The organism is Kitasatospora sp. MAA19, from assembly GCF_029894125.1.
In the GTDB taxonomy this organism is placed as follows: domain Bacteria; phylum Actinomycetota; class Actinomycetes; order Streptomycetales; family Streptomycetaceae; genus Kitasatospora.
On record NZ_JARXYZ010000014.1, the window covers coordinates 108,110 to 130,944 of the forward strand.

The following is a 22,835-nucleotide window of genomic DNA, read 5'->3' on the forward strand; positions in this document are numbered from 1 at the left end:
ACGTACAGCCGTGACCCGCCCGGCGGTGACACGGCCGGCCGTGACGTCCTCCACCGTGCAGCCCCCGGCGGCGCCGGTGCACGAGGAGCGCGCGGACCGCGTGCTGCTCACCTCCGCCCAGCCGACCAGCACCACCGCCCTGCTCGCCGAGGCCGCCGCCCGGCGCGGCCTCGACACCGCCGTCCTCGACGGCCCCGGCACGGTCGAGCGCCTCGCCGGACGGCGCGTCCACTGGTACGGCGGCCCGCTCGCCGCGGCCCGGATCGCCGGACCGCTCCGCCTCGCCCTGCTCGAACCCGACGACGACTGGCTCACCCGCCTCCCCGAGGAGTTCACCCGGCGACGGATCGAGCTCACCACCCTCGCCGAGGCGTGGACGCTGCGCCACCCGGCGTTCGTCAAGCCGCCCGCCGACAAGTCGCTCCCGCCTGCGGTCTACCCGGACGGCAGCCGCCTGCCGCGCACCGGAGAGCGGATCGGCCCCGACACGCCCGTCCTGGTCAGCGACCCGGTGACCTTCGCCGCCGAGTACCGGCTGTTCGTCCGCGACGGCGAGGTGCTCACCGGCAGCCGCTACGCCCGCTTCGGCCGGCTCGACCCGGCGCCGCTGACCGCCGAGGCCACCGCCTTCGCCCGGCGCCCGCTCGCCGCGGTCGGCGACACCCTGCCCAGCGCCGTCGCCCTGGACGTCGGACCGATCGCCGACCCCTACGACCCGGCCGAGCACTGGGCCGTGGTCGAGGCGAACATGCCGTGGTTCGCGCACTGCTACGCCGCCGACCCGGACCGCGTCCTGGACGTCGTGCTGCGCGCCGCCGGACCGGCCGCCCAACTCGCACAGGTCGACCGCCGGTTCGTCCGTACGGCCGTCTGACACCTGGCGGACACCCCGCGTTCGGCGGGCGGAAACCGGGCGGTACGGCGGGAGGTGAAGCATGGCGCGGTCGGCCGCGCCCTCGACGGGCGCGGCCGGGTGTGTACGACCGAAAGGAACCCCGCCATGTCCACTGCCCAGTGGCCCTGCCCCCGAGTGCTCGTCGTCGGGATCGACGGTGTCCGCCACGACTACCTGGAGCACGTGCCGATGCCGCGCCTCCAGGAGCTCGCCGAGGCCGGGTTCCTGGTGCCGGTGACGGTGGCGGACACCACGCCCACCATGTCCGGGCCGTGCTGGGCCACCATCGTCACCGGCGTCGAGCCCGCCAAGCACGGTGTCTGGGGCAACCACCTCGGCGGCAACCGGCTCGACGTGTTCCCCGACTTCGCCACCCGGCTCGCCCGCGGCGACCGCCGCCGCACCTTCGTCGCGGCCGGCTGGGACCCGCTGATGATCAACGAGTCCGGCGGCCCGCTGTTCCGCGCCCCCGGCCGGCTCTCCTACATGGCCCCGGCCGAGGACACCCCCGAGGCGTGGGAGGCCGTCGACGAGGAGGTCACCCGCGAGGCCGTCCACGTCCTGGGCACCGCGGACCCGGAGGCCTCCTTCGTCTACCTCGGCGCCGTCGACGAGACCGCCCATTTCCTCGGCTGCGGCGACGAGTACCGGGCGGCCATGCGCACCGCCGACGAACGCCTCGGCCGGCTGCTCGACGCCGTCCGCGGCCGCGCCGGCTACGCCGACGAGCAGTGGACCGTCATCGTCGTCACCGACCACGGACACGTCGACGCCGGCGGCCACGGCGGCCGCACCGTCGAGGAGCGCACCGCCTGGGTCGCCTGCGCCGGGCACGACATCCCGGCCGGCCCGCCCACCGGGGAGATCCGCCACCCGGACGTCGCCGCCCAGGTGTACGCCTCCCTGCTGCGCCCCATCGACCCGCACTGGACCCTCGACGGCCGCCCCTTCCCGGTCGCCCGACCGGCCTCTACCGTGGTGCCCGCGGCAGTCTGACCGACGGTCGGAGCGGCGTCGCCCCGGGCCCGACGGAGCCTCAGAAGCTGGGCCGATGCGCCCGGGTGCAGCAGGCCGGGCTGCGCCGGAGCCCGGCTTGAGCGACGCTCGATCGGGGCCCGGACGGCACGTGAGGACGATGCGCCGCTCTGGGCTCCCCACCGTGTAGCCCCGAGACCGGGTCGCTGGACATACCTCTGAAGGTGGAGACGCTACCCCGTGGGATGGAGACAAGATCGCGACCTCGTGGTGACGCTCCGGCAGGGTGACGAGGGCCACGATGGATACAACCGGACGGCGGACCTCGTCGGCCGGCCCAGAGGCGGAGACGGAGAGGACAGGCGGGCATGAAGGGCATCGTGAGCAAGGTGGCGCTGGGAGTTGCCGGCACCGGCATGGCCGTCGCCGTGGCCGCCGTGGCAATCGGCCCGCGGGTGTCCGAGTGGTACGACGGACGCCACCAGGAACAGGCCACCTACGACACCGGCAGCCAGGCCAAGGCCGAGCGCCGTTCGATGCCGACCTGGCTGCCCGACAACGCCTCCTCGGTGAAGTACCTGATGTCCACCATCGGCGACGACCGCCTGCTGCGCGCCACCCTCCCGGACGGTCGGCTGCCCTCGGGCTGCACCACCGGCCTGCCCGGCAAGTCCGCGCACTCGGTGCCGATGTCGCTCAAGGCCGGCTGGTTCCCCGAGGGCGTCGCGGCCAAGGCCAGCGGCAGCTGCGGGCACTACAACGTGACGCTCACCGGCAACCAGCTCTACGCGTGGCAGGACGGCGCGGCGGTACAGGCGGCGCTGCGCGCGGAGCGGCCCACCAAGCACTGAGCCGGCTGCCGGGCGCTGATGGCGCCATGCGTTGATCCGGCTGCCAGACTCCGACCGGCCCGCTCGCACCTGATGGTGCGGGTGGGCCGTCGTGTTGCCCGGGTGCCGTGGGTTCGGTCGGTGGGCCGGCTGCGCGATCCGGCCGATGGTTTGGCCGACGGTGTGGCCGAGGGTGAACCGTCGGGACGGCCCCCCGCTATCGGAGGTGGCCGGGGCTGCGATAGGACGGACCGTGGACAAACTCGTCCCTGTCCCTGTCCCTGTCCCCGTCCCCGTCCCATCCCGTCCCCCGTTCCGTGAGGAGCCCCATGCCCGGCCCGCTCGTCGGCCCCGCCGGCGACACGTCGACCGCCCCCTCCACCTCCCCGACCACCGGCCAGGCCGGCCCGGGCAAGGCCACCGTCGCCGTCCTCGGCGGCCTCGTCGCGCTCGGCCCGCTCACCACCGACCTCTACCTGCCCGGGCTGCCCGCGATCGCCGACGACCTGGCCGCCGAGCCGGCCGCCGTCCAGCTCACCCTCACCTTCTCGATGCTCGGGGTCGCGGCCGGGCAGCTGCTCTTCGGACCGCTCAGCGACCGCTACGGGCGCCGCCCGCCGCTGCTCGCGGGGCTCGTCGTCTACACCCTGGCCAGCGTGGTGTGCGTGATCGCGCCGAGCCTGACGGTGCTGATCGTCGCCCGCTTCATCCAGGGCGCGGCCGGATCCGCCGGGCTGGTCATCGGCCGGGCCGTCGCCCGGGACCGCTTCCAGGGCGTCGCCATGCTGCGGTTCCTGGCCTCGATCGCGCTGATATCCGGGCTGGCGCCGATCCTCGCCCCGATCCTCGGGGCGCAACTGATGCGGTTCACGTCGTGGCGCGGCACCTTCGGCGCGCTGACCGCGCTCGGGCTGATGCTCACCCTGGTCGCCTTCGGGGTGCTGCGCGAGACGCTGCCGGCGCAGGCCCGGGGCACCGGCGGGGTGGGCGCGGCGCTGCGCACGATGGGGCGGCTGCTGCGTGACCTGCCGTTCCTCGGGTTGGCGCTGACCAGCGCCTTCGCCTTCGGAGCGCTGTTCGGCTACATCAGCGGGTCGTCCACGGTGCTGCAGCACGTGTACCAGGTGTCGCCGCAGACCTACAGCCTGCTGTTCGCGGCGAACTCGCTGGCCATCGTCGTCATGACGCAGCTCAACGGGCGGGTCCTCGCGCGCCGCTTCACCCCGCGAGGGCTGATGCTGGCCGGGCTCGGGACGGCGGTGGTCGCCGGGGTGGCACTGGTGCTGATGACCTCGGTCTGGGACTTCGGGCTGCTCGGCTTCTGTCCGCCGCTGTTCGTGATGATGGGCAGCATGGGAGTGGTCCTGCCGAACACGGCCGCGCAGGCGCTCAGCCTGGTCGAGCCGAGGGCGGCCGGGACGGCGTCGGCGCTGCTCGGCACCGGCAACTTCCTGTGCGGGGCGGTGGTCGCGCCGCTGAGCAGCCTTGGTGGGCGGCCGTCCGCGGTGCTGCTGGCGGTGGTCGTCCTGGCGTGCGGGGTGCTGGCGATGGTGGCGTACGTGACGCTGTGTCGGCCCGCACGGATGAAGGCGGCGGAGGCCGAGGCGTCCGGGGTGGTGGCAGGGAGCTGACGGAGGGGGCCTGACGGCTGACGCCTGACGCCTGACGCCTGACGCCTGACGGCGAACAGCGAACGGCGAACAACAAACAGATGACAGCTGACAGATGTTGAAATCTGTCAGCTGTCATCTGTTACCCGATACCTGTGACCCGTCGGTCGTTACGCGCTCTCAGGCGATCGAGAAGTCGTCGCCGTAGACGTTGCCCTGGCCGTACCAGCCGTGCAGGTAGACGGTGACGGTGCCGGAGGCGCCGGTGGTGAAGGGGACGCTCAGCTTGGTCCAGCCGGAGGCGTTGGCCCAGGTGCTGGCGGTGGCGTCGCCGCTCACGCCGAGGTACGCGTAGTTGCCCTGCACCCAACCGCTCAGCGTGTAGCTGGTGTTGGACTTCAGCGTGACGGTCTGCGAGCAGTCGCCGGTCTGGCCGGCGGCCGCCGCCTGCAGCGCGTAGGAGCCGGAGTGCACCGGGGTGGAGACCACGGCGCCGCCGCTCTGGCAGGTCCACGGTGCGAGGCTGCCGCTCTCCAGGCCGCCGTTGGCCAGGCCGGTCGGCGGCGGGGTCGTCCCGGTGACGGTCAGCGAGTACGTGGCGGTGTGCGTGCCGGACGGCGCGGTGGCGGTCACGGTGAGCGGGTAGGTGCCCGCCGCAGCGGCCGAGGTGGTGGCGATGTTGAGGGTGGCGCCGGTGCCGGCGGTGACGCTGCCGGGGGTGACGGTGGCGGTGACGCCCGTCGGGGCGCCGCTGACCGACAGGTTGACGCTCTGCGCCGAGCCCGCCGTCACCGCCGTGGCGATCGCCGCCGAGGTGGACGAACCTGCGGTGACCGTCGCGGAGTTGGGGTTGACGGCCACGGAGAAGTCGTTGGTCACCGTCGAGCCGCTGGTGAACGGTGCGAAGATGTGGGTGAAGTCCCAGGTGTTCTGGCTGATCCCTGAGCAGGAGTCGTCTCCGCCCTTGCCCGGGCAGCCGCCGTTGTCGCGCTGCAGTGCCCAGAAGGACAGCGTGTTGATGCCCTTCGACACCGCCCAGTTGTACACGGTGGTGGCGTTGGCCACGGTGAAGGTCTCGGCCGCGCCGTAGTCGTCGATGCCGACCATCTCGATGATGCCGATCGAACCCCACAGCTGGGCGGGGGTCTTGGCCGGGTAGAGCTTGGCGAGTTGGTTGTAGAGGCCCTGCGCGGAGGTCTGGGTGTCGGCCGCCATGTCGTGGGTGGCGCCGTCGTAGTAGTCGAAGGTCATCATGTTGACGACGTCGATCCGGGCGTTGTTGCTGACCGCGTTCTTCAGTACGGCGAGGCCGCTGGAGGCCAGCCCGGTGGTGGTGGTCGGCAGTGTGTAGGAGAACTGGATGTTCCGCCCGTTGGTGGCGGCCCAGTCCTGCACGATCTTGATCGCCTTGTTGCGGCGGTCGATTCCGGCCGCGTTGGTCAGCGAGTTGTCCTCGATGTCGAGGTCGATCCGGCTGACGTCGTAGGTGGTGATGAGGTTCTCGAAGGCCGCCGCGATCTGGTTGACATCGGTGCAGCTGTCAGCCAGTTCGGTACCGGTGTTGTCGGCGGTGTAGCCGCCGAAGGAGGGGATCACGTCCCCGCCGTTGGCCCGGATGGTGGCGATGTCGGCACCGAAGGTCGAGGAGGAGACCGGCTTGGAGGTGTCGCCGTTCCAGTACGGGGTGCAGGAGCCCTTGGTGGCCGCCTGCAGGAAGGCCATCGTCAGGTACTTGGCGCCGGACTGGGCGGCCAGGGTGGCGGGGCTCTGTCCGGTCCAGGACTCGAAGTAGGGGGCGAAGACCCGGCTGGGGAGCGGGGTCGCGGCCTGGGCGGAGCCCGTCCCGGCGGCGACCAGGCCGGCCGAGGCGGCCAGCGTGGCGCAGGCCGTCAGGGCCGCCTGGATGGTTCTGCGTAGACGCATGGATTCTCCAACATACGTGGTGGGGCAGGACGTTGGGGATACGTGGACGACCGGGCGCGGCGGCCGTGTGGGGTCGGCCGCGCGGGCCCGGGCGGGCGGGCTTGCGGATGTCCGGACATGCGGGCGCGCGGAAGCCCGCCGACGTGCGCGGAGGCGGGCGGCGGTGCGAGTGCGCGCACGCCGTACGGAGCGGGGGTGGAGCGGGACAGGGCAGGGCGGTGCCTCAGCCGCCGGTGGTCACACCCCCACAGTGCATCCCGGTCGGATCGACATGCTTATGGTTGGACTAGACCACTGGTCTGTCAAGAGATCTGACAGTTCGTCAACACACCGTCCTCGCGCCCAAAGGGGTTGGCCGTTGGGCGGGTTGGCGTGGCGCAGCAGGGGGGCACGGGACGTGGAGTGCCGGTCGCGACCCCAGGGCGCGGGAAGGTGCCGTGGCCGCGAACCCGACGGCGGGTCGCGGCCACGGCGGCCCGGCGCTCAGGACGCCGGGCGGTTCGGTTCGCCGGGCGCTGGTCGCCGGGCGGTTCAGGATGTCGGGTGGTTCGGTTCGCCGCTCCGGGTTACGCCGGCGGCGGGCAGAGGGTGGTCCGCAGCGCGTCGTTGATCTTCGCGGCGGTGTCCGGTCCGAAGCCCTGCGGGTGGTCGGGCGAGGTGAAGCGCTGGTCGGCCAGTTCGACCAGCTTCGACTTGTCCTTGGGGAACTGGTACATCGCCTGGCACTGGTTGCGGGCCCGGTCCACGGCCTGGTCGGGCTTGCCGCCGACGATCGCCGGGTCGATCGCGTTCAGCGCGGCGACCAGCTTGCCGGTCAGGTCGGCGCCCGGCTTACCGGGCAGTCCGGCGTCGGTCGGCGGTGCGGGCTTGGCCGGGGCGGGCGCGCCGGACGAGCCGGCGTCCGGGGCGGGGGCCGAGGGGCTGCCGGGGGCGGGCGCCGCGGGGGATCCGGCTGTGGGGGCGGCCGTGCCGGACGCGTCGGCCACGGAGGTCGAGGAGGCCGAGGGGGTCGCGGGCGCCGGCGGGGCGGAAGCGGCGCCGGGGGTGGCGGCCGGGGCGGTGGGGGAGCCGGCGGCGGCGGTGGTGGGCGAGGTGGAGCCCGAACCCGAGCCGGAGCAGGCAGCGAGGCTCACCGCGGCGAATGCCGTGAGGGTGGCGGCGAGGAGACGAGTGCGCATGGCGTCACACTGTCATGTCCGCGGCGCCGAAGGGAAGATCCCGCTCGCGACGGCGGGCGGCCCGGGAGGAGAACCTCCCGGGCCGCCCGTCTGCCGTGTCCGTGCGGCGCGGTCAGCTGAGTCCGTTGGCCTTCAGCCAGTCCTTGGCCACCGTCGACGGGTCCTCCTTGTCGACCGCGACGCGCTTCATCAGCGCTGTCAGCCCCGCCGTGTCGAGCTTGGCCGACACCGCGTTGAGGGCCGCCGTCGCGGTGGGGTTCACGCCCGCCTTGTTGATCAGCGGGGTGACGTTCTGCGCGCCGAAGATGTTCTTCGGGTCGGTCAGCGGGACGAGCTTCAGCTGGACGATCTTCGGGTCGGTGGTGAACACGTTGCCGACCTGGATGGCGCCGTCCTTGAGCGCGTTCGCGGTGGTGTCCCCGGTGGGCTTCCACTCCTTGAAGGTCAGCCCGTAGACGTCCTTGAGCTGTTGCTCGCGGCGGGACTTGAACTCCGGCGGACCGCCTATGGCGAACTCGCCCGCCTTTGCGGCCAGGTCGGTGATGCTCTTGAGCCCGTACTTGTCGGCGGTCTCCTGGGTGACGCTGAGCGAGTCCTTGTCCTCGGCGGGGGAGGAGTCGAGGATCCCCAGCGCGGCGGGCAGCGTCTTGGTCAGCGCCGCGTTCACGTCCTCCGTGGTGACGGCGGTGGACTTGGCGTCCAGGTAGGCGAGCAGTGAGCCGTTGTACTCGGGCAGGACGGTCAGGCTGCCGTTCTGGAGCTGCCCGTAGAGCACCTCCCGGCTGCCGATGTTGAACTTCTCCTCGACCTTGACGCCCTTGGCCTTGAGCGCCTGCGAGTAGATCGAGCCGAGCAGCACGTTCTCCGGGAAGTTCGCCGAGCCGACGACCACGGTCGACCCGGAGCCCGCGCCCGAGGCGGCGGGGGAGCCTGCCGCGGAGCTGGAGCCGCCGAGCGGGTCGCCGCCGCCGGAGGAGCCGCAGGCGGTGGCGCCGAGGGCGAGCGCGGCGAGCGTGCCGAGGACGACGGCGCGCCGGCTTCTGTGGATTGTCGACATGGTGACAGATGTCCTTCCGGAGAGGATGGGGAGAGGAGGTTCAGCGGGCCCGGCGCTGGGCGCGCATCCCGGGCGGGAGCGCGTACCGGGCGAGCAGGGCGAAGAACAGCTGGGCGCCGACCGCGAGCAGCACCACCAGCAGCGCGCCGCCGACGGTCACCGCGTACTTCCGGGTGGCCAGCCCGTCGATGACGTAGCGGCCGAGGCCGCCCAGTCCGACGTAGGCGGCCACCGTGGCGGTCGCGATCACCTGGACGGTCGCGGTGCGAAGGCCCGCCAGCAGGGTCGGTGCCGCGGACGGCAGGCAGACCTGCCACAACACCTGCGGGTGGGTCAGCCCGATGCCGCGCGCCGCGTCCCGGACGTCCGGGTCGGTGCCGCGCACCCCCTCGACGGTGGCCACCAGCAGCGGCGGCGCCGCGAGCGCGACCAGCGGGATCAGCACGGCCGTGTCGCCGACCCCGGCGAGCAGCACCGCCAGCGTCACCAGCCCGAGCGTCGGCAGGGCGCGGGTGGCGCCGGCGAAGGCGGTGACGACCGTGACGCCGCGCCCGGTGTAGCCGATCAGCAGCCCGAGCGGTACGGCGAGCACCGCCGCGTACAGCAGGGCCTCGCCGGAGAACAGCAGGTGTTCGGACACCCGGTGCACGATCGAGTCCGGACCGCTGCGGTGGTCGGGGGCGGAGAAGAAGTCGCTCAGCCAGCTCAGCCAGTTCACGAGCCCGCTCCCTTCTCCCGGACGGCCCAGGGCGCGAGCAGCCGCCGGGCGCCCACCAGCAGCAGGTCGACGGCCAGCGCGAGGACGGCGATCAGCGCGATGCCCGCCACGATCGGGGTCGGGAAGGTGCGCTGGAAGCCGTCGACGAACAGGTAGCCGAGCCCGCCGCGCCCGACCAGCGCCCCGACGCTGGCCAGCGAGATGCTGGACACCGCCGCGACCCGCAGTCCGGCGATCAGGTACGGCACGGCGGCGGGCAGTTCGACGGAGGTCAGCCGGTGCCACGGCCCGTACCCCATCGCGGTGGCGGCCTGCCGGACGGGGTCCGGGACGGCGCGCAGCCCGTCCACGGTGGTCGGCAGCAGCACGGCGAGGGCGTAGAAGGTGAGCGGGATCATCACGGTCGCCTGGGTGGCGAGGCCGGTGTAGGGGATGAGCACCACGAACACGGCCAGCGAGGGCAGCGCGTAGACGATGTTGAAGACGGCGGACAGCGGCTGGTAGAGCCGGGGGAAGCGGGTGCAGGTCAGGCCCAGCGGGACGGCCAGCAGCAGGCCGATGAGCACCGGCAGCAGGGCGATCACCGCGTGGTCGGCGAGCAGGTTGCCGAGGTAGCCGAGGTGGTCGCCGATCCAGTACCAGCGGACGATCGGTTCATCGTCCACCGGTCGCTCCGTCCGTAGGGTCACCGGCCGCTGCCGCCGCGGCGGGGCCGGGCTCGGCCTCGCCGGACCCGCTGGGCGCGGTCTCGCCCGCAGCGCCGGTGCCCGGCGTGGACAGCGCGGCGAGGACGGCCTCGCGGCTCGCGGTGCCGGTGGCCCGGCCGGCGGCGTCCAGGGCGACGGCGACCCCGGCAGGGGACAGGACGGCGGAGTCCAGCGCGGTGCGCAGGGTGTCGGTGTCCGGCCGGTAGCCGGCGGCCGGGTGCAGCTCGGCGGTGACGGCGTCGCGGTCGATCCAGCCGATCGGGCGGCGTTCGTCGTCCAGCGCGAGCTCCCAGCCGCCGTAGCGCAGCCCGTCGCCCACCGGGCGGACGGCGACGGTGCTCGCGGGGCGCAGGCCGAGGCCGCGCAGGCCCCGGTCGCGGCCGAGGAAGGCGGCCACGCCGTCGTCGGCGGGGGTGGTGAGCAGGGTGTGCGGATCGGCGAGCTGGGCGATCCGACCCTGTTCGCGCAGGACCACCACCTGGTCGCCGAGCCGGACGGCCTCCTCGATGTCGTGGGTGACGAAGAGCACCGTCTTGTGCAGCTCGGACTGGAGCCGCAGTAGCTCGTCCTGGAGCCCGGCGCGCACCACCGGGTCGACGGCGCTGAACGGCTCGTCCATCAGCAGCACCGGCGGGTCGGCCGCCAGGGCGCGGGCCACGCCCACCCGCTGTTGCTGGCCGCCGGACAGCTGGAACGGGTACCGCTTGCCGGTCTCGGGCGCGAGTCCGACCAGTTCGAGCAGTTCGGCGGCCCGGGCGCGGGCCTTCTTGCGGTCCCAACCGAGCAGGTAGGGGACGGTGGCGATGTTGTCGATCACCTTGCGGTGCGGGAAGAGGCCGGCCTGCTGGATCACGTAGCCGATGCCGCGACGCAGCTTGGCGGGTTCCAGCGCGGCGACGTCCGTGCCGTCCAGCAGCACCCGGCCCGAGGTCGGCTCGACCATCCGGTTGACCATGCGCAGCAGGGTGGTCTTGCCGCACCCGGACGGTCCGACCAGGACGGTTATCCGACCGGTCGGGACGTCCAGGTCCAGGCCCTCGACGGCGATGGTGCCGTCGGGGTGGCGCTTGCCAGCGCCCTCGAATCTGATCACGGGGAGTTTCCTCGTCAGGGCGCCCCGGGGAGGCGGCGCCTGTTTCGGTCGTTCGGTTGATGGCGGTCGTCGACGGCGGTTTGTCGACAAGCGGCGACGGCGTGGGCCGTGCCCGCCGCTGCCGCGACGGCGTCTGTCGGATCGACCGCCCGGGCGTTCTTCCGCCCGCGTGGCTGCCCAGCTTCGGACCGGCGGAAACTCTGATCAGACTATGACCTGCATCATCTCCTGTCTCTCATTTACCACCCGGCAGGCGGTTCGGAGCCCGTTGTCGGGCGGCCCGAGCCGCCCGACCGTCCAGCGTTTCGGCAGGTCAGAGGGGCTGGGTGCGGCCGCTTTGACGGTGGGTCGGGGGCTTGCCCCCGCGGCCGCTCAGCCTGTCGGCCCTTCAGACCTGAAGCCCCTCAGCCTCTCATCGGCTGCGCCGCAGCGTTGCCATGCCGCCGCGACACCATGCCGCCGCGACACCGTGCCGCCGCGCGTCTCGGCCCTCAGCCGCCCTGTCGCGTCGGCAGCCCGGCGGCCGCCCAGCCGACGAAGCCGCCGTCCAGGTCGGTCGCCCGGTGTAGCCCCAGGTCGCGCAGCGAGGCCGCCGCCAGGCTGGAGGCGTACCCCTCCGAGCAGACCACGATCACCTTGACGTCGTAACCCGCCGCCTCGGGGATCCGGTGACTGCCCGTCGGGTCCAGCCGCCATTCCAGCACGTTGCGCTCGATGATCAGCGAGCCGGGGATCTCCCCCTCCGCCGCCCGCTGCGCCGCCGGGCGGATGTCCACCAGCAGCGCGCCGTCCAGCTGGGACTGGTACGCCTCCCGGGCGCGCGGGCGGTGCACGCCTTGGCGGGCCCGTTCCACCAGGTCGTCGATCGTGGTCACCATTGCTCCGGTCCTTCCTTCGAGGTGTGGACGAGCCCGCCGGCCCGCAGGTCGTAGTGCGCCATCGAACCCAGCGGGGGCGAGTAGGCATGCAGGGTCACGGCCGGGCCGGACGCGGTGTTGCGCACGTCGTGCACGTACTCGGGGCCGAAGGCGCGGGCGGTGCCGGCCGGGACCCGACGGATCAGCAGACCCTGGTCCGGCCCGCCGAGGGACAACTCCTCCAACTCGCCGAGGGCGACGGTGAACGCGCCGCGCGAACCACCGTGGTCGTGGAAGCCGGTGGACTGGCCGGGCAGCCAGCTGATCAGCCACACCTCGTGGTCGTCGTCGGCCACCAGGCGCTGGTACCAGCGCTCCTCGGTGGAGAGGCGGACGAGGTGTATCCACTGGTCGGGCCGTTCGGCCAGGTCGCGGACGACGGCGCGCAGGGTGCTCGGGGTGAGCGGCGCGCGGGCCTCCTCGGTGGCAGTGGCAGTGGCAGTGGCAGTGGCAGTGGCCGCGGCAGTGGCTGTGGTGGTCGGGGCGGCCGCCGCGACAGCTGGGTCGTCGGGGGCGAGGTTCAGGCTCATGGGGGGCGTCCTCGGGTGCGGCGGGAACGTCGGCGGGGTGCGCGCTGGTCCGGCGGCGGGCGCGGGCACGGGCCGACGGAGCGGCACGGCCACGCACGGGTGCGTCGGGCGGAGCGGGAATCAGAACTGCGGGTGCGCGGCGCGGGCCCTGGCAGATGTCACAGGGCGGGACCAGCGGGGAAAGACAGGGTCAACAGGCACAGATGGAACTCGCCTGGCGTCGCAGATCGACGTGCAGGCGGCAGACCAGAGTGGCGCCGGTGTCCATGCGCCGGATCCTCCCCGAGCGAACCGGACGAAGTCAAGCCGGGGCCGGGCCGGGGGTGCCCCGCCCCACCGCCGTTCGGCCCGTCGTTCGCGCTGTCGCCGACCGTCGTCGGCTACCCCTCGGCCGGGCGGCGCGGTGCCGGGGGAGTCGCGGCCGATGGCGTCGTCGGCGCGGTTCCCGGAGGCTGCACGGTTCCCGGAGGCTGCGCGGACGCCGGCCCGATGCCGCCGCCGGGCCGGTACCCCGGTGCGCTCCTGGCAGCGTCCTCGCCGGAGGCCGCCAGCGCCGCCTCGATCACCGGCGCCGCCTGGTCGCCCAGGTAGCGGCCCAGCGTCTGGTACGCGTCGAACTGCTGGTGGTCGAACCACTGGTCGCTGGTGCCGTCGTTCGGGAAGGCCGGATTGGCCACCGCGTAGGAGTGCAGCTCGTACGGCATGCCGGTGGTGAGGACCGCCTGGAGGACGATCAGCGTGCCGTGCCGGCCGTCCGCGGCCCGCTCGCCGGGCTTGGCCGGCGCTCCACCCGCAAGTGACCGGGCGTCGAGTGGCTCCGGGCAGTCGAACGGTTCCGGATAGTGGATGTCCCCGGTGATCACGGCCCGGGCCGACAGCCGCGCGGACAGCTGCGCCGCCAGCCCGCGCAACTGCGGTCGGCGGCCGCCGTCGCCGGTGGGCGGCCTGTCGGTGGACCGCTCGCCGGTGGACGGCCTGCTGGTGGGCGGCTCGCTGGTGCACGGCCCGTCGGCGGCGCTGCCGGGGATCAGCGACTCCGGCTCGTGCAGGGTGATGACGATGCCGAGTTCCTCGCGGGCCAGGGTGATCGCGGCGGCGAGGTTGGCGGCGTAGCCGGAGTCGCCGCTGGCGTCGATGCAGACCGCCGTCCGCACCCGGTGCCGCAGCAGCTCGACCAGCCCGAGGTTCTCGTAGTGGCCGCCGTCGGTGGTGAGCAGGAAGCGATCGTCGGCCGGGAACCGCCCGGTCAGCTCACGCAGTTGGTAGGGCAGGCGGCGGACGGCGGGCTGCGCCGGGCGGCGCCAGTCCGGGATGCCGGACCACTCCGGGCCGAGCACCGCCGGGTTCGGCAGCCAGGTGCCGAGTCGCGCGTTGGTGGCCGCGAACAGCCCCTGGTAGACCCTTGACTGACGGCCCATCGCGGAGGAGAAGGCCGCGCCGGAGACCGCCATCGCCGACTGCACGGTGAGATCCCGGGCGATGTGCCGCCGGGTGCGCCGCTCCAGCAGGTCGGTCCGCGCGTACCCGACGTCCGGACCGCCCACGTAGTCGTACGAGAGCGAGAAGGAGACCGCCCGACGGCCGGGCGGCGTACGGGAGTTACCGGACAGGTTGGCCGCCGCGGAGAAGATCACCTGGGGGAATCCGGGGTGCCGGGCGGCGTAGTGGCTGAGCCAGGTCTGCTCCCGGAAGAAGTCGTACGGGCGGGCCAGCGCCCGGCCGCCCTCGCTCACCCGACGGACCGCGAACGCCGAGGCCAGCCGTAGCCGGTAGAACGGGTGCAGGCCCATCCAGGTCTGGTCGAGGTTGAGCCCGACCGCGCCCAGGACCAGCGGCAGCAGCACCTGGAGGGCCGTCGGCCAGGCGTACCCGGTGGCGACCGCCCAGCCCAGGGCCAGCAGCGCCCCCGTCGACAGCGCGGCCAGGGCCGCCCACACCACGATGTACTGGGGGAGGTTGGCGGTGAGGCCGCCGCCGAGCCGCCCGGCGCCGCGCAGCGCCCCGCCGAGCGCGGCCGCGCCCCGGCGGATCGTCCTGCGGTCGCGCCAGAGTATGCCGAGCAGCAGCGCCAGGTAGCTGAGCACCACCGTCAGGCTGAGCCCGGCGCCGGTCAGTTGCGGGCCGGCGGCCAGCGCCTGCTGGAGCCGTACCGCCCCCCAGGCCAGCCCCGGCAGCGCCAGCACCCCGACGGCCAGCAGGCCGGCCAGCGCCAGCGCGCTGAGGAAGAGCCGGCGCAGTGCGCGCGGCAGCAGCGCGTGCCAGCCGAGCGGTGGGAAGGCCAGCAGCCAGAGCAGCCAGCACCCGGCCGCCGTGGCCAGCAGCCCGGCCAGTGCGGCGAGCGCCGGCGCCCGGAACGCCAGCGGGCCCGGTACGGCGTCCGCGGTGCGCAGGCCGGCCGCCGCCAGGCCGTCCAGGTCGGTGATCGGGACGAGGTGGTAGAACCGGCTGAGCCCGAGGCCGAGCACCAGGACGGCGGCGAGCAGCAGGGAGAAGGCCGAGAGCACCCCGCGCAGCAGCGTCCCGAGCGCGACCAGCCACTCGCCGGCGCCGTCGGCGATGAACCTGCCGTGGCGGCGCAGGTGATCCTCTTCCGGGGAGCCGGGTTCGAACACGGTGTCGGCCGTGAGACCCGAGACGGCGCGCACCGGGCCGCCGGGCGCGGAGTCGCTGAGCGCGAGTTGCAGCGCGCCGACGGTGTAGCCGCCGCCGGAGACCGAGACCAGATAGCGGGCCCGTTTCAGCCACGGCCGCAGCGACTGGAGGGCGCCGAGCGTGACGCAGGCCGAGCGGATGCCGCCGCCCGAGGCGCAGAAGCCGAGTTCGGCGGGCTCGCGACCGGGCGGCACCCGGGCGCCGTCGCGCCAGTGGGCGTGCCGGATCGGTGCAGCGGGAGCGTCGGGTACCTCGGGTGCGTTGAGTGTGGCGGGAGCGTCGGTAGCGGTGGGCGAGACGGGCTTCGACGGCCGTGGGACACCGTGCAGGCCGGCGGCCCTGCCCGCCACCGGCCAGGGCGGGATCAGCGCGGGTCGGTCGGTGGTCCCGTCGCCCGCGTCGTCGTTCGTGCCCGCGTCGGTGGCGGTGCCGGCGCCGGTAGCAGTGCGAGGCCCTGCGACCGGGTCGTCGCCCGCGCCCGTGGGCGCCCAGGTGGCCGTCGCCCGCCACGGCCGGAGCCCGCGCGCCGCCCGGGTGGCGATCACCGCGAGGACGGTTGCCGCGATCACGCCGGCCGGCAGGAGCAGCAGCCACTTGACGGTGGCGAGCGCGGTAGCAGCGGCGAAGGGGGTGTCGGAGCCCGTCCCGCCGCCGACCAGACCGATGGAGAGCAGCACGTCCTCACCGACGTCGCAGCAGGCCGCGAGCAGCCCGGCGGCGCCGGCCGCGAGCGCGGTGAGCCGCCAGCGCCGCCGCCCGAACACGTACCCGCCGAGCAGGGCGGCGGCCGCCAGCGTCAGGCCGTAGCCGCCGATCAGCCAGGCGGCGGCGCGCAGTGCGGCCAGCTGGTCCCCGGCCCGGCCGCCGACCACGACCTCGGCTGCAGTACGGGAGCCGGCCAGCTGGAGCGCGACCTCCCGTACGGGGGGCGCCCAATGGCGGAACAGCAACCCGCCCACGGCGAGCGGCAGCAGTGCCCCGAGCGCGAGCAGCAGCCCTGCCCAGGCGGGCAGCGTGGGCGCCCGCCCCGCTCGACCCTCGCGCCGGGCCCACCCGAGCAGCCGGCCGAGGGCGTGCTCGGGCGCCGCCTCCGCCGCCGCCGTGCGGTCCGTCACCACCGTCATCTCCACCTCCCCGTGTGCGATCCCCGTCCGCTCTTCGTTCCTCGCTCTCCGCTCGCCGTTCCTGTCTCCGACTCCTGCGCTCAGCCCATGCCCGATCCCCCGAAGTCGCGTTGTGCCGCCGCCTGGTGACGGTCCACAGCGATGTCCAGGCGCGTTCTACCCTGCTGTGGCCGATTCCGCACCCAGCGCGCCCGCTTTCACTCGAATGAGTAAGGGGCCCGATCCCGGGGTAAATGATCGTTTCATCCCATCCAGGACCATCCGCGTGTCCGCGTAACAAGATCGCCCCAGACGCGTTACCGCCAACGTATTGTCAGGCCACCGAGGCCCGGCCTACGGTCTACAGATCGCTTTCTACGCACGTAGACCCCTGCGGATCCCCCGGAGGCCCGCAGACGAGACCCGCCCCGTGAACCCTCAGACCGCAGGCCCGACCCCCCGGCCGGGCAGCGGAGTTGCGGAGGTATCCATGTCGCAGATCGTCCGTGCCGCACTCGTCCAGACCCGCTGGACCGGCGACCAGGAGAGCATGATCGCCCTTCATGAGCGGTACGCCCGCGAGGCGGCCGCCCAGGGCGCGAAGATCATCGGCTTCCAGGAGGTCTTCAACGCCCCGTACTTCTGTCAGGTCCAGGAGCCCGAGCACTACCGCTGGGCCGAAGCCGTCCCCGACGGCCCCACCGTCCGCCGCATGCAGGACCTCGCACGCGAACTCGGCCTGGTCGTCGTCGTGCCGGTCTACGAGGAGGAGCAGACCGGCGTCTACTACAACACCGCCGCCGTCATCGACGCCGACGGCCGCTACCTCGGCAAGTACCGCAAGCACCACATCCCCCAGGTCAAGGGCTTCTGGGAGAAGTACTACTTCAAGCCCGGCAACCTCGGCTGGCCCGTCTTCGACACCGCCGTCGGCAAGGTCGGCGTCTACATCTGCTACGACCGCCACTTCCCCGAGGGCTGGCGCGCCCTGGGCCTGGCCGGCGCGCAGATCGTCTACAACCCCTCCGCCACCAGCCGTGGCTTGTCCGCCTACCTCTGGCAGTTGGAACAGCCCGCCGCCGCCGTCGCCAACGAGTACTTCGTCGCCGCCATCAACCGCGTCGGCACCGAGGAGTACGGCGACAACGACTTCTACGGCACCTCCTACTTCGTCGACCCGCGCGGCCAGTTCGTCGGCGACGTCGCCTCCGACAAGGAGGAGGAGCTCGTCGTCCGCGACCTCGACCTCGACCTGATCGAACAGGTCCGCCAGCAGTGGGCGTTCTACCGCGACCGCCGGCCCGACGCCTACGGACCGCTCTCCGAGGCCTGAGGAGCGCCGCGATGACCACCCGCGACCCGCACGAGCGCACCATCGTCCGCGGCGGCCTCGTCATCACCGCCGCCGACGAACTCCACGCCGACGTCCTGATCGAGGGCGAACGCGTCGCCGCGCTCGCCAGCACCGGCAGTTCCGCCGCCGAGGCCTGGAGCGCCGACACCGTCATCGACGCGACCGGCCACTACGTCATCCCGGGCGGCGTCGACGCCCACACCCACATGGAACTGCCCTTCGGCGGCACCGCGGCCTCCGACACCTTCGAGACCGGCACCCGCGCCGCCGCCTGGGGCGGGACCACCACCATCGTCGACTTCGCCGTGCAGCCCGTCGGCGGCTCGCTGCGTGAGGGCCTCGACACCTGGCACGCCAAGGCCGACGGCAACTGCGCCATCGACTACGCCTTCCACACCATCGTCTCCGACGTCAACGAGGGCGTCCTCAAGGAGATGGACACCCTCGTCGACTCCGGCGAGTCCACCTCCTTCAAGCTCTTCATGGCCTACCCGGGCGTCTTCTACAGCGACGACGGCCGCATCCTGCGCGCCATGCAGCGCGGCGCCGTCAACGGCGGGCTGATCATGATGCACGCCGAGAACGGCATCGCCATCGACGTGCTGGTCGAACAGGCCCTCGCCGCCGGGCACACGGCCCCGCGCCACCACGGCGAGGTCCGCCGCGAACTCCTGGAGGCCGAGGCCACCCACCGGGCCATCAAGCTCGCCCAGGTCGCCGGCAGCCCGCTCTACGTCGTGCACGTCTCCGCGGCCGCCGCCCTCGCCGAACTCGTCCAGGCCCGTGACGCCGGGCTCAACGTCTTCGGCGAGACCTGCCCGCAGTACCTGTTCCTCTCCACCGACAACCTCGCCGAGACCGGCGCCGACGGCTTCGAGGGCGCCAAGTACGTGTGCAGCACGCCGCTTCGGCCGCGCGAGCACCAGGAGGCGCTCTGGCGCGGACTGCGCGCCAACGACCTCCAGGTGGTTTCCACCGACCACTGCCCGTTCTGCTTCGTCGGCCAGAAGGAACTCGGCCGCGGCGACTTCTCGAAGATCCCCAACGGTCTGCCCGGCGTGGAGAACCGGATGGACCTGCTCCACCAGGCCGTCGTCGACGGGCACATCACCCGCCGGCGCTGGATCGAGATCGCCTGCACCACGCCCGCCCGGATGTTCGGGCTGCACCCGCGCAAGGGCACCATCGCGCCGGGGGCCGACGCCGATCTCGTCGTCTACGACCCCACCGCGGTGCAGACCGTCTCCGCCGCCACCCACCACATGAACGTGGACTACTCGGCGTACGAGGGCCGCCAACTCACCGGCCGTGCCCGCACCGTGCTCTCGCGCGGCACCGTCGTACTGGACAACGGCGGCTGGCTCGGCCGGGCCGGCCACGGTGCCTTCCTGCGCCGCGACACCTGCCAGTACCTGACCTGACCCACCCTCCCGCGCCGCCGCCCGGGCCCGTGCCCGTGATTCCCCGGGCGGCGGAACCACCCTCCCCGGAGCCACCCATGGACATCGGCCTCGTCCTGCAGACCGACCCGCCCGCCCGCCTGCTCATCGACCGGATGATCCGGGCCGAACAGGCGGGCTTCAGCCACGGCTGGACCTTCGACTCCTGCGTCCTGTGGCAGGAGCCCTTCGTCATCTACAGCCGGATCCTCGCCGAGACACGGGGGTTGACCGTCGGCCCGATGGTCACCAACCCCTCCACCCGCACCTGGGAGGTCACCGCCTCCCTGTTCGCCACGCTCAACGACATGTACGGCAACCGCACCGTCTGCGGCATCGGCCGCGGCGACTCCGCGATGCGGGTCGCCGGACGCCACCCCGCCACCCTCGCCCGCCTCTCCGAAGCCATGCACGCCATCAAGGAGTTGGCCGAGGGGCGGACCGTCGAGGTGGACGGCACCGAGATGCACCTGCCGTGGGTCGGCCCCGGCGCCGCACTCCCGATCTGGATGGGCGCGTACGGGCCGAAGGCGCTCGCGCTGACCGGACGTCAGGCTGACGGATTCATCCTGCAGTTGGCCGACCCGTACCTCACCGAGTACATGGTCAAGGCGGTCCGGTCCGCCGCGGCCGAGGCCGGCCGGGATCCGGACGCCGTCACCATCTGTGTCGCCGCCCCCGCCTACGTCACCGACGGCGACTCGCCCGCCGCACTCGCCCACGCCCGCGAACAGTGCCGCTGGTTCGGCGGGATGGTCGGCAACCACGTGGCCGACCTGGTGAGCCACTACGGCGCGCACTCCGACCTCGTCCCGGAGGCCCTCACCGACTACATCAAAGGCCGTCAGGGTTACGACTACAGCCATCACGGCCGGGCCGGGAACCCCGACACCGCCTTCGTCCCGGACGAGATCGTCGACCGCTTCTGCCTCATCGGGCCGCCGCGGGCCCAGCTCGACCGGCTGGAACACCTCCGCTCCCTCGGCGTCGACCAGTTCGCCGTCTACGCCATGCACGACGCCGTCGAGGCCACCATCGACGCCTACGGAACCGACGTCATCCCCCACCTGTAACGCACGTGCAGCAGACGGGAGTTGCCTATGGCCGGCACGGCCACCGGCGGCAGACAGTGGCAGCACCCCGACGGCCGGGTCGAACTCGACCCGGCCTCGGGGGAGTTGCCCTCCAACGGCTTCACCAACGACGACCTGCGGCCGGTCCCGGTGGCGCGGCGCACCTGGACCACCTACAACTTCCTGGCGCTCTGGGTCGGCATGGCCCACAACATCCCGTCCTGGACGCTCGCCTCGGGGCTGGTCGCGCTCGGCATGGACTGGAAGCAGGCCGTCCTGACCATCGCGATCGCCAATCTCGTGGTGCTCGTGCCGATGCTGCTCACCGGACACGCCGGGACGAAGTACGGCATCCCGTTCCCGGTGTTCGCCCGGGCCGCCTTCGGGCTGCGCGGTGCCAACCTGCCCGCGCTCATTCGGGCGGCGGTGGCCTGCGCCTGGTTCGGCATCCAGACCTGGATCGGCGGTGAGGGCATCTTCCTGCTGGCCGGCAAGCTGCTCGGCGAATCCTGGCGCACGGCGGGGGAGTTCGGCGGCTACCCGTGGACGCAGTGGCTGTCGTTCCTGCTGTTCTGGCTGATCGAGATGGCCATCATCGCGCGCGGGATGGAGACCCTTCGGCGGTTCGAGAACTGGGCCGCGCCGTTCGTGATCGTCGGCGCGCTGGCGCTGCTGGTGTGGATCACCGTCAAGGCGGGCGGGTTCGGGCCGCTGCTCGACCAGCCGTCCGAACTGGGCTGGGGCGGCGGGTTCTGGAAGGTCTTCTTTCCGGCGCTGATGGGCATGATCGGGTTCTGGTCGACCCTCTCGCTCAACATCCCCGACTTCACCCGTTTCGGGGGCAGCCAGCGGGCCCAGATCCGCGGCCAGGCGCTCGGCCTGCCGACCACGATGACGCTGTTCGCACTGCTGTCCGTCCTCGTCACCTCCGGCTCGCAGGCCGTCTACGGCGCACCGGTGTGGGATCCGATCCAACTCGCCGCGAGGATGGAGAGCCCGGTCGCCATCCTGTTCGCGCTGCTGACCGTCCTGGTCGCGACGCTGTCGGTGAACATCGCCGCCAACGTCGTCTCGCCGGCCTACGACCTGGCCAACCTGCTGCCCCGGTTCGTCAACTTCCGTACCGGGGCGCTGATCACGGGCGTGGTCGGGATCGCGATCTTCCCGTGGAAGCTGATCTCCGACCCGCACGTCTACATCTTCACCTGGCTGGGCGTGGTCGGAGGGTTGCTCGGGACGGTGGCCGGGGTCCTGATCGCCGACTACTGGGTGCTGCGCGGCACCCGGCTGCAACTCGCCGAGCTGTACCGGCCGGGCGGGGCGTACTGGTACGCGGGCGGGTGGAACTGGCGCGCGGTGACGGCGCTGCTGGTCGGGGGCGTCCTGGCGGTCGGCGGCTCGTACGGCGGGCCGTTCCCGGCGGACGGGCTGCTGCCCGTGTTCAAGCCGCTGGCCGACTACGGGTGGGCGGTCGGCTTCGGGGCGGCGTCGGTGCTGTACCTGGTGCTGGGCGCGGTGTCGGGTGGCCGGCGGGCGGGTGTGCGGGCCGGTGGGTAGGGGGTGCCACCCCGGAGCGGCCGGGTCCGGGGTGGCCGATTCGGTCCGGTGGTCCCGCGCCGCCGGAACCGGGCGGCGGCGGGCGGCGTCCTTCGAGGCAGAGCGGTGGGACGGGGCCGTCGCACCGCGGACGGGAGGGACAGATGAGCATCGTCGCGTGGATCGTGCTTGGCCTGATCGCGGGGGCCCTGGCCAAGCTGCTGCTGCCGGGGAAGGACCCGGGCGGCCTGATCGTGACAACCCTGATCGGCATCGCCGGATCCTTCGTCGGCGGCTGGATCGCCTCACACTTCCTGCACAGGTCGGTGACGGCGCACTTCTTCGACATGGCGACCTGGGTGTCGGCGATCGGCGGCGCCCTGGTGCTGCTGATCGTCTACCGGCTGCTGTTCGGCAGCTCCCGACGCTAGAACGGGCGCCGGCAACCGGTCGCGCGCGGTCGAGGTGCCGAGGAGACGCCGACGAGCCGAGCCCGCGAGGCCCCACCGGACCGGCGGGCTCGGCTCAACGCACCGTCGCCGACAGCTCCGCGACCCGGTCCGGCCCGCCCTCGCGAGCGGCCGGCGAGCGGGTTTTGCTCCGGGTGCCGGCCGTCCCGGGCCGTCAGGGGTGCGTCACCTGGCGAGCAGGCCGCCGAGGATGAGCTTCCACAGGGCCTCGAAGCGGTCGTCCACGGTCGGCTCGGACCACGAGGACGCGTATGCCGGGTCGTGGAAGGGGCTGGTGGCGTCGAACACGGCGCGGGCCGTGGTGAGGATGTGGGCGAGCTTGAACTCCTTGGTCTCCATGCCGTCCTGGACGATCTGGGCGATCTGGCCGACCAGGGTCTCGATGTGCGCGTCGACGGTGCCGCTGTTCTCCTCGACCAGCACCATGTAGGTGGCGAACAGCTCCGGGTCGTCCAGTGCCTTCCTCCGCTTGGTCGCGAACAGCGTCACCAGCCAGTTGTGCAGCCGCTCGACGGCCGGGCCGGCCTCGGTCGAGATGAAGGCGAGCTGGTGGTGCGCCTGGTCGAGCCAGCGCTGGGTGACCGCCTCGCGCAGCGCGGCCTTGCTCGGGAAGTGGCGGTAGACGCTGCTGTGGCTGACGCCGAGGATGCGGGCGACGTCCACGACGGTGGCCTTGGCCGGGCCGAACCGCCGGAGGACGTCCTCCGCCGCGATCAGGATCTGCTCGGCGGTGAGTGTGGTGTCCGTGGTCACGGGGAGGTCCGTCCTTAGGGTC

19 protein-coding genes are annotated in these 22,835 nt (G+C 73.0%); 9 read left to right on the forward strand and 10 right to left on the reverse strand.

Annotation, left to right across the window (positions count from 1 at the left end; all coding sequences use genetic code 11):
• Positions 1–100 precede the first annotated feature (100 nt).
• The 4 genes from P3T27_RS22075 to P3T27_RS22090 all read left to right on the forward strand — a co-directional run bounded on the left by P3T27_RS22075 (position 101) and on the right by P3T27_RS22090 (position 4,331).
• A complete protein-coding gene (locus P3T27_RS22075) occupies positions 101–874 on the forward strand; it encodes an ATP-grasp domain-containing protein (protein ID WP_280681215.1) in 774 nt (257 codons plus the stop codon).
• A gap of 126 nt (positions 875–1,000) precedes the next feature.
• Positions 1,001–1,891: an alkaline phosphatase family protein gene (locus P3T27_RS22080; RefSeq protein ID WP_348534122.1), complete on the forward strand. Its 891-nt coding sequence runs from the start codon at positions 1,001–1,003 to the stop codon at positions 1,889–1,891.
• Positions 1,892–2,238: 347 nt separating this feature from the next.
• A complete protein-coding gene (locus P3T27_RS22085) occupies positions 2,239–2,721 on the forward strand; it encodes a hypothetical protein (RefSeq protein WP_280681032.1) in 483 nt (160 codons plus the stop codon).
• Positions 2,722–3,029: 308 nt separating this feature from the next.
• Positions 3,030–4,331: a multidrug effflux MFS transporter gene (locus P3T27_RS22090; protein WP_280681034.1), complete on the forward strand. Its 1,302-nt coding sequence runs from the start codon at positions 3,030–3,032 to the stop codon at positions 4,329–4,331.
• 159 nt (positions 4,332–4,490) lie between these two features.
• Here P3T27_RS22090 and P3T27_RS22095 read toward each other — a convergent pair whose 3' ends face one another.
• From P3T27_RS22095 to P3T27_RS22135, 9 genes are all read right to left on the reverse strand, one after another.
• The gene (locus tag P3T27_RS22095; protein ID WP_280681036.1) at positions 4,491–6,233 is read right to left on the reverse strand and encodes a glycosyl hydrolase family 18 protein; all 1,743 of its coding nucleotides are present in this window, start codon (positions 6,231–6,233) and stop codon (positions 4,491–4,493) included.
• A 566-nt stretch (positions 6,234–6,799) separates the two neighbouring features.
• Entirely contained in the window at positions 6,800–7,411 is a 612-nt protein-coding gene (locus tag P3T27_RS22100; RefSeq protein WP_280681038.1) for a hypothetical protein, read from the reverse strand.
• Positions 7,412–7,523: 112 nt separating this feature from the next.
• Complete coding sequence (locus tag P3T27_RS22105; protein ID WP_280681040.1) at positions 7,524–8,468, reverse strand: ABC transporter substrate-binding protein; 945 nt, start codon at positions 8,466–8,468, stop codon at positions 7,524–7,526.
• A 40-nt stretch (positions 8,469–8,508) separates the two neighbouring features.
• A complete protein-coding gene (locus P3T27_RS22110; protein WP_280681042.1) occupies positions 8,509–9,186 on the reverse strand; it encodes an ABC transporter permease in 678 nt (225 codons plus the stop codon).
• Positions 9,183–9,851 carry an ABC transporter permease gene (locus P3T27_RS22115; RefSeq protein WP_280681044.1) on the reverse strand — a complete coding sequence of 223 codons (669 nt, stop codon included), beginning with the start codon at positions 9,849–9,851 and terminating at the stop codon, positions 9,183–9,185. The genes P3T27_RS22110 and P3T27_RS22115 overlap by 4 nt, the downstream gene beginning before the upstream one ends.
• Positions 9,841–10,986, reverse strand: coding sequence for an ATP-binding cassette domain-containing protein (locus tag P3T27_RS22120; protein ID WP_280681046.1), 1,146 nt, complete (start codon positions 10,984–10,986; stop codon positions 9,841–9,843). Before P3T27_RS22120 ends, P3T27_RS22115 begins: the two co-directional genes overlap by 11 nt.
• Positions 10,987–11,477: 491 nt before the next feature.
• Positions 11,478–11,864, reverse strand: a complete 387-nt coding sequence (locus P3T27_RS22125) for a rhodanese-like domain-containing protein (protein ID WP_280681047.1) — start codon at positions 11,862–11,864, stop codon at positions 11,478–11,480.
• Positions 11,858–12,433: a cysteine dioxygenase family protein gene (locus tag P3T27_RS22130; protein ID WP_280681048.1), complete on the reverse strand. Its 576-nt coding sequence runs from the start codon at positions 12,431–12,433 to the stop codon at positions 11,858–11,860. Before P3T27_RS22130 ends, P3T27_RS22125 begins: the two co-directional genes overlap by 7 nt.
• 380 nt (positions 12,434–12,813) lie before the next feature.
• Positions 12,814–16,209, reverse strand: coding sequence for a hypothetical protein (locus tag P3T27_RS22135; RefSeq protein WP_280681049.1), 3,396 nt, complete (start codon positions 16,207–16,209; stop codon positions 12,814–12,816).
• A 469-nt stretch (positions 16,210–16,678) separates the two neighbouring features.
• Here P3T27_RS22135 and P3T27_RS22140 point away from each other — a divergent pair, with 469 nt between their 5' ends.
• The 5 genes from P3T27_RS22140 to P3T27_RS22160 all read left to right on the forward strand — a co-directional run bounded on the left by P3T27_RS22140 (position 16,679) and on the right by P3T27_RS22160 (position 22,021).
• Positions 16,679–17,521: a nitrilase-related carbon-nitrogen hydrolase gene (locus P3T27_RS22140; RefSeq protein WP_280681051.1), complete on the forward strand. Its 843-nt coding sequence runs from the start codon at positions 16,679–16,681 to the stop codon at positions 17,519–17,521.
• An 11-nt stretch (positions 17,522–17,532) separates the two neighbouring features.
• The gene (gene hydA, locus P3T27_RS22145; protein ID WP_280681053.1) at positions 17,533–18,963 is read left to right on the forward strand and encodes a dihydropyrimidinase; all 1,431 of its coding nucleotides are present in this window, start codon (positions 17,533–17,535) and stop codon (positions 18,961–18,963) included.
• A gap of 77 nt (positions 18,964–19,040) precedes the next feature.
• A complete protein-coding gene (locus tag P3T27_RS22150; protein ID WP_280681055.1) occupies positions 19,041–20,054 on the forward strand; it encodes a TIGR03842 family LLM class F420-dependent oxidoreductase in 1,014 nt (337 codons plus the stop codon).
• 27 nt (positions 20,055–20,081) lie between these two features.
• Complete coding sequence (locus P3T27_RS22155) at positions 20,082–21,611, forward strand: NCS1 family nucleobase:cation symporter-1 (protein ID WP_280681058.1); 1,530 nt, start codon at positions 20,082–20,084, stop codon at positions 21,609–21,611.
• Between the two features lie 143 nt (positions 21,612–21,754).
• Positions 21,755–22,021: a GlsB/YeaQ/YmgE family stress response membrane protein gene (locus P3T27_RS22160; RefSeq protein ID WP_280681060.1), complete on the forward strand. Its 267-nt coding sequence runs from the start codon at positions 21,755–21,757 to the stop codon at positions 22,019–22,021.
• A 204-nt stretch (positions 22,022–22,225) separates the two neighbouring features.
• On the opposite strand, the gene P3T27_RS22165 is transcribed toward P3T27_RS22160, so the two are convergent.
• Entirely contained in the window at positions 22,226–22,813 is a 588-nt protein-coding gene (locus tag P3T27_RS22165; protein WP_280681061.1) for a TetR family transcriptional regulator, read from the reverse strand.
• Positions 22,814–22,835 lie beyond the last annotated feature (22 nt).

Coding starts and splice junctions, on each gene's coding strand:
- P3T27_RS22080 (WP_348534122.1), top strand. CDS start 1,001: ATGTCCACTGCCCAGTGGCCCTGCCCCCGAGTGCTCGTCGTCGGGATC.
- P3T27_RS22085 (WP_280681032.1), top strand. CDS start 2,239: ATGAAGGGCATCGTGAGCAAGGTGGCGCTGGGAGTTGCCGGCACCGGC.
- P3T27_RS22090 (WP_280681034.1), top strand. CDS start 3,030: ATGCCCGGCCCGCTCGTCGGCCCCGCCGGCGACACGTCGACCGCCCCC.
- P3T27_RS22095 (WP_280681036.1), bottom strand. CDS start 6,233: ATGCGTCTACGCAGAACCATCCAGGCGGCCCTGACGGCCTGCGCCACG.
- P3T27_RS22100 (WP_280681038.1), bottom strand. CDS start 7,411: ATGCGCACTCGTCTCCTCGCCGCCACCCTCACGGCATTCGCCGCGGTG.
- P3T27_RS22105 (WP_280681040.1), bottom strand. CDS start 8,468: ATGTCGACAATCCACAGAAGCCGGCGCGCCGTCGTCCTCGGCACGCTC.
- P3T27_RS22125 (WP_280681047.1), bottom strand. CDS start 11,864: ATGGTGACCACGATCGACGACCTGGTGGAACGGGCCCGCCAAGGCGTG.
- P3T27_RS22130 (WP_280681048.1), bottom strand. CDS start 12,433: ATGAGCCTGAACCTCGCCCCCGACGACCCAGCTGTCGCGGCGGCCGCC.
- P3T27_RS22135 (WP_280681049.1), bottom strand. CDS start 16,209: ATGACGGTGGTGACGGACCGCACGGCGGCGGCGGAGGCGGCGCCCGAG.
- P3T27_RS22140 (WP_280681051.1), top strand. CDS start 16,679: ATGTCGCAGATCGTCCGTGCCGCACTCGTCCAGACCCGCTGGACCGGC.
- hydA (WP_280681053.1), top strand. CDS start 17,533: ATGACCACCCGCGACCCGCACGAGCGCACCATCGTCCGCGGCGGCCTC.
- P3T27_RS22150 (WP_280681055.1), top strand. CDS start 19,041: ATGGACATCGGCCTCGTCCTGCAGACCGACCCGCCCGCCCGCCTGCTC.
- P3T27_RS22155 (WP_280681058.1), top strand. CDS start 20,082: ATGGCCGGCACGGCCACCGGCGGCAGACAGTGGCAGCACCCCGACGGC.
- P3T27_RS22160 (WP_280681060.1), top strand. CDS start 21,755: ATGAGCATCGTCGCGTGGATCGTGCTTGGCCTGATCGCGGGGGCCCTG.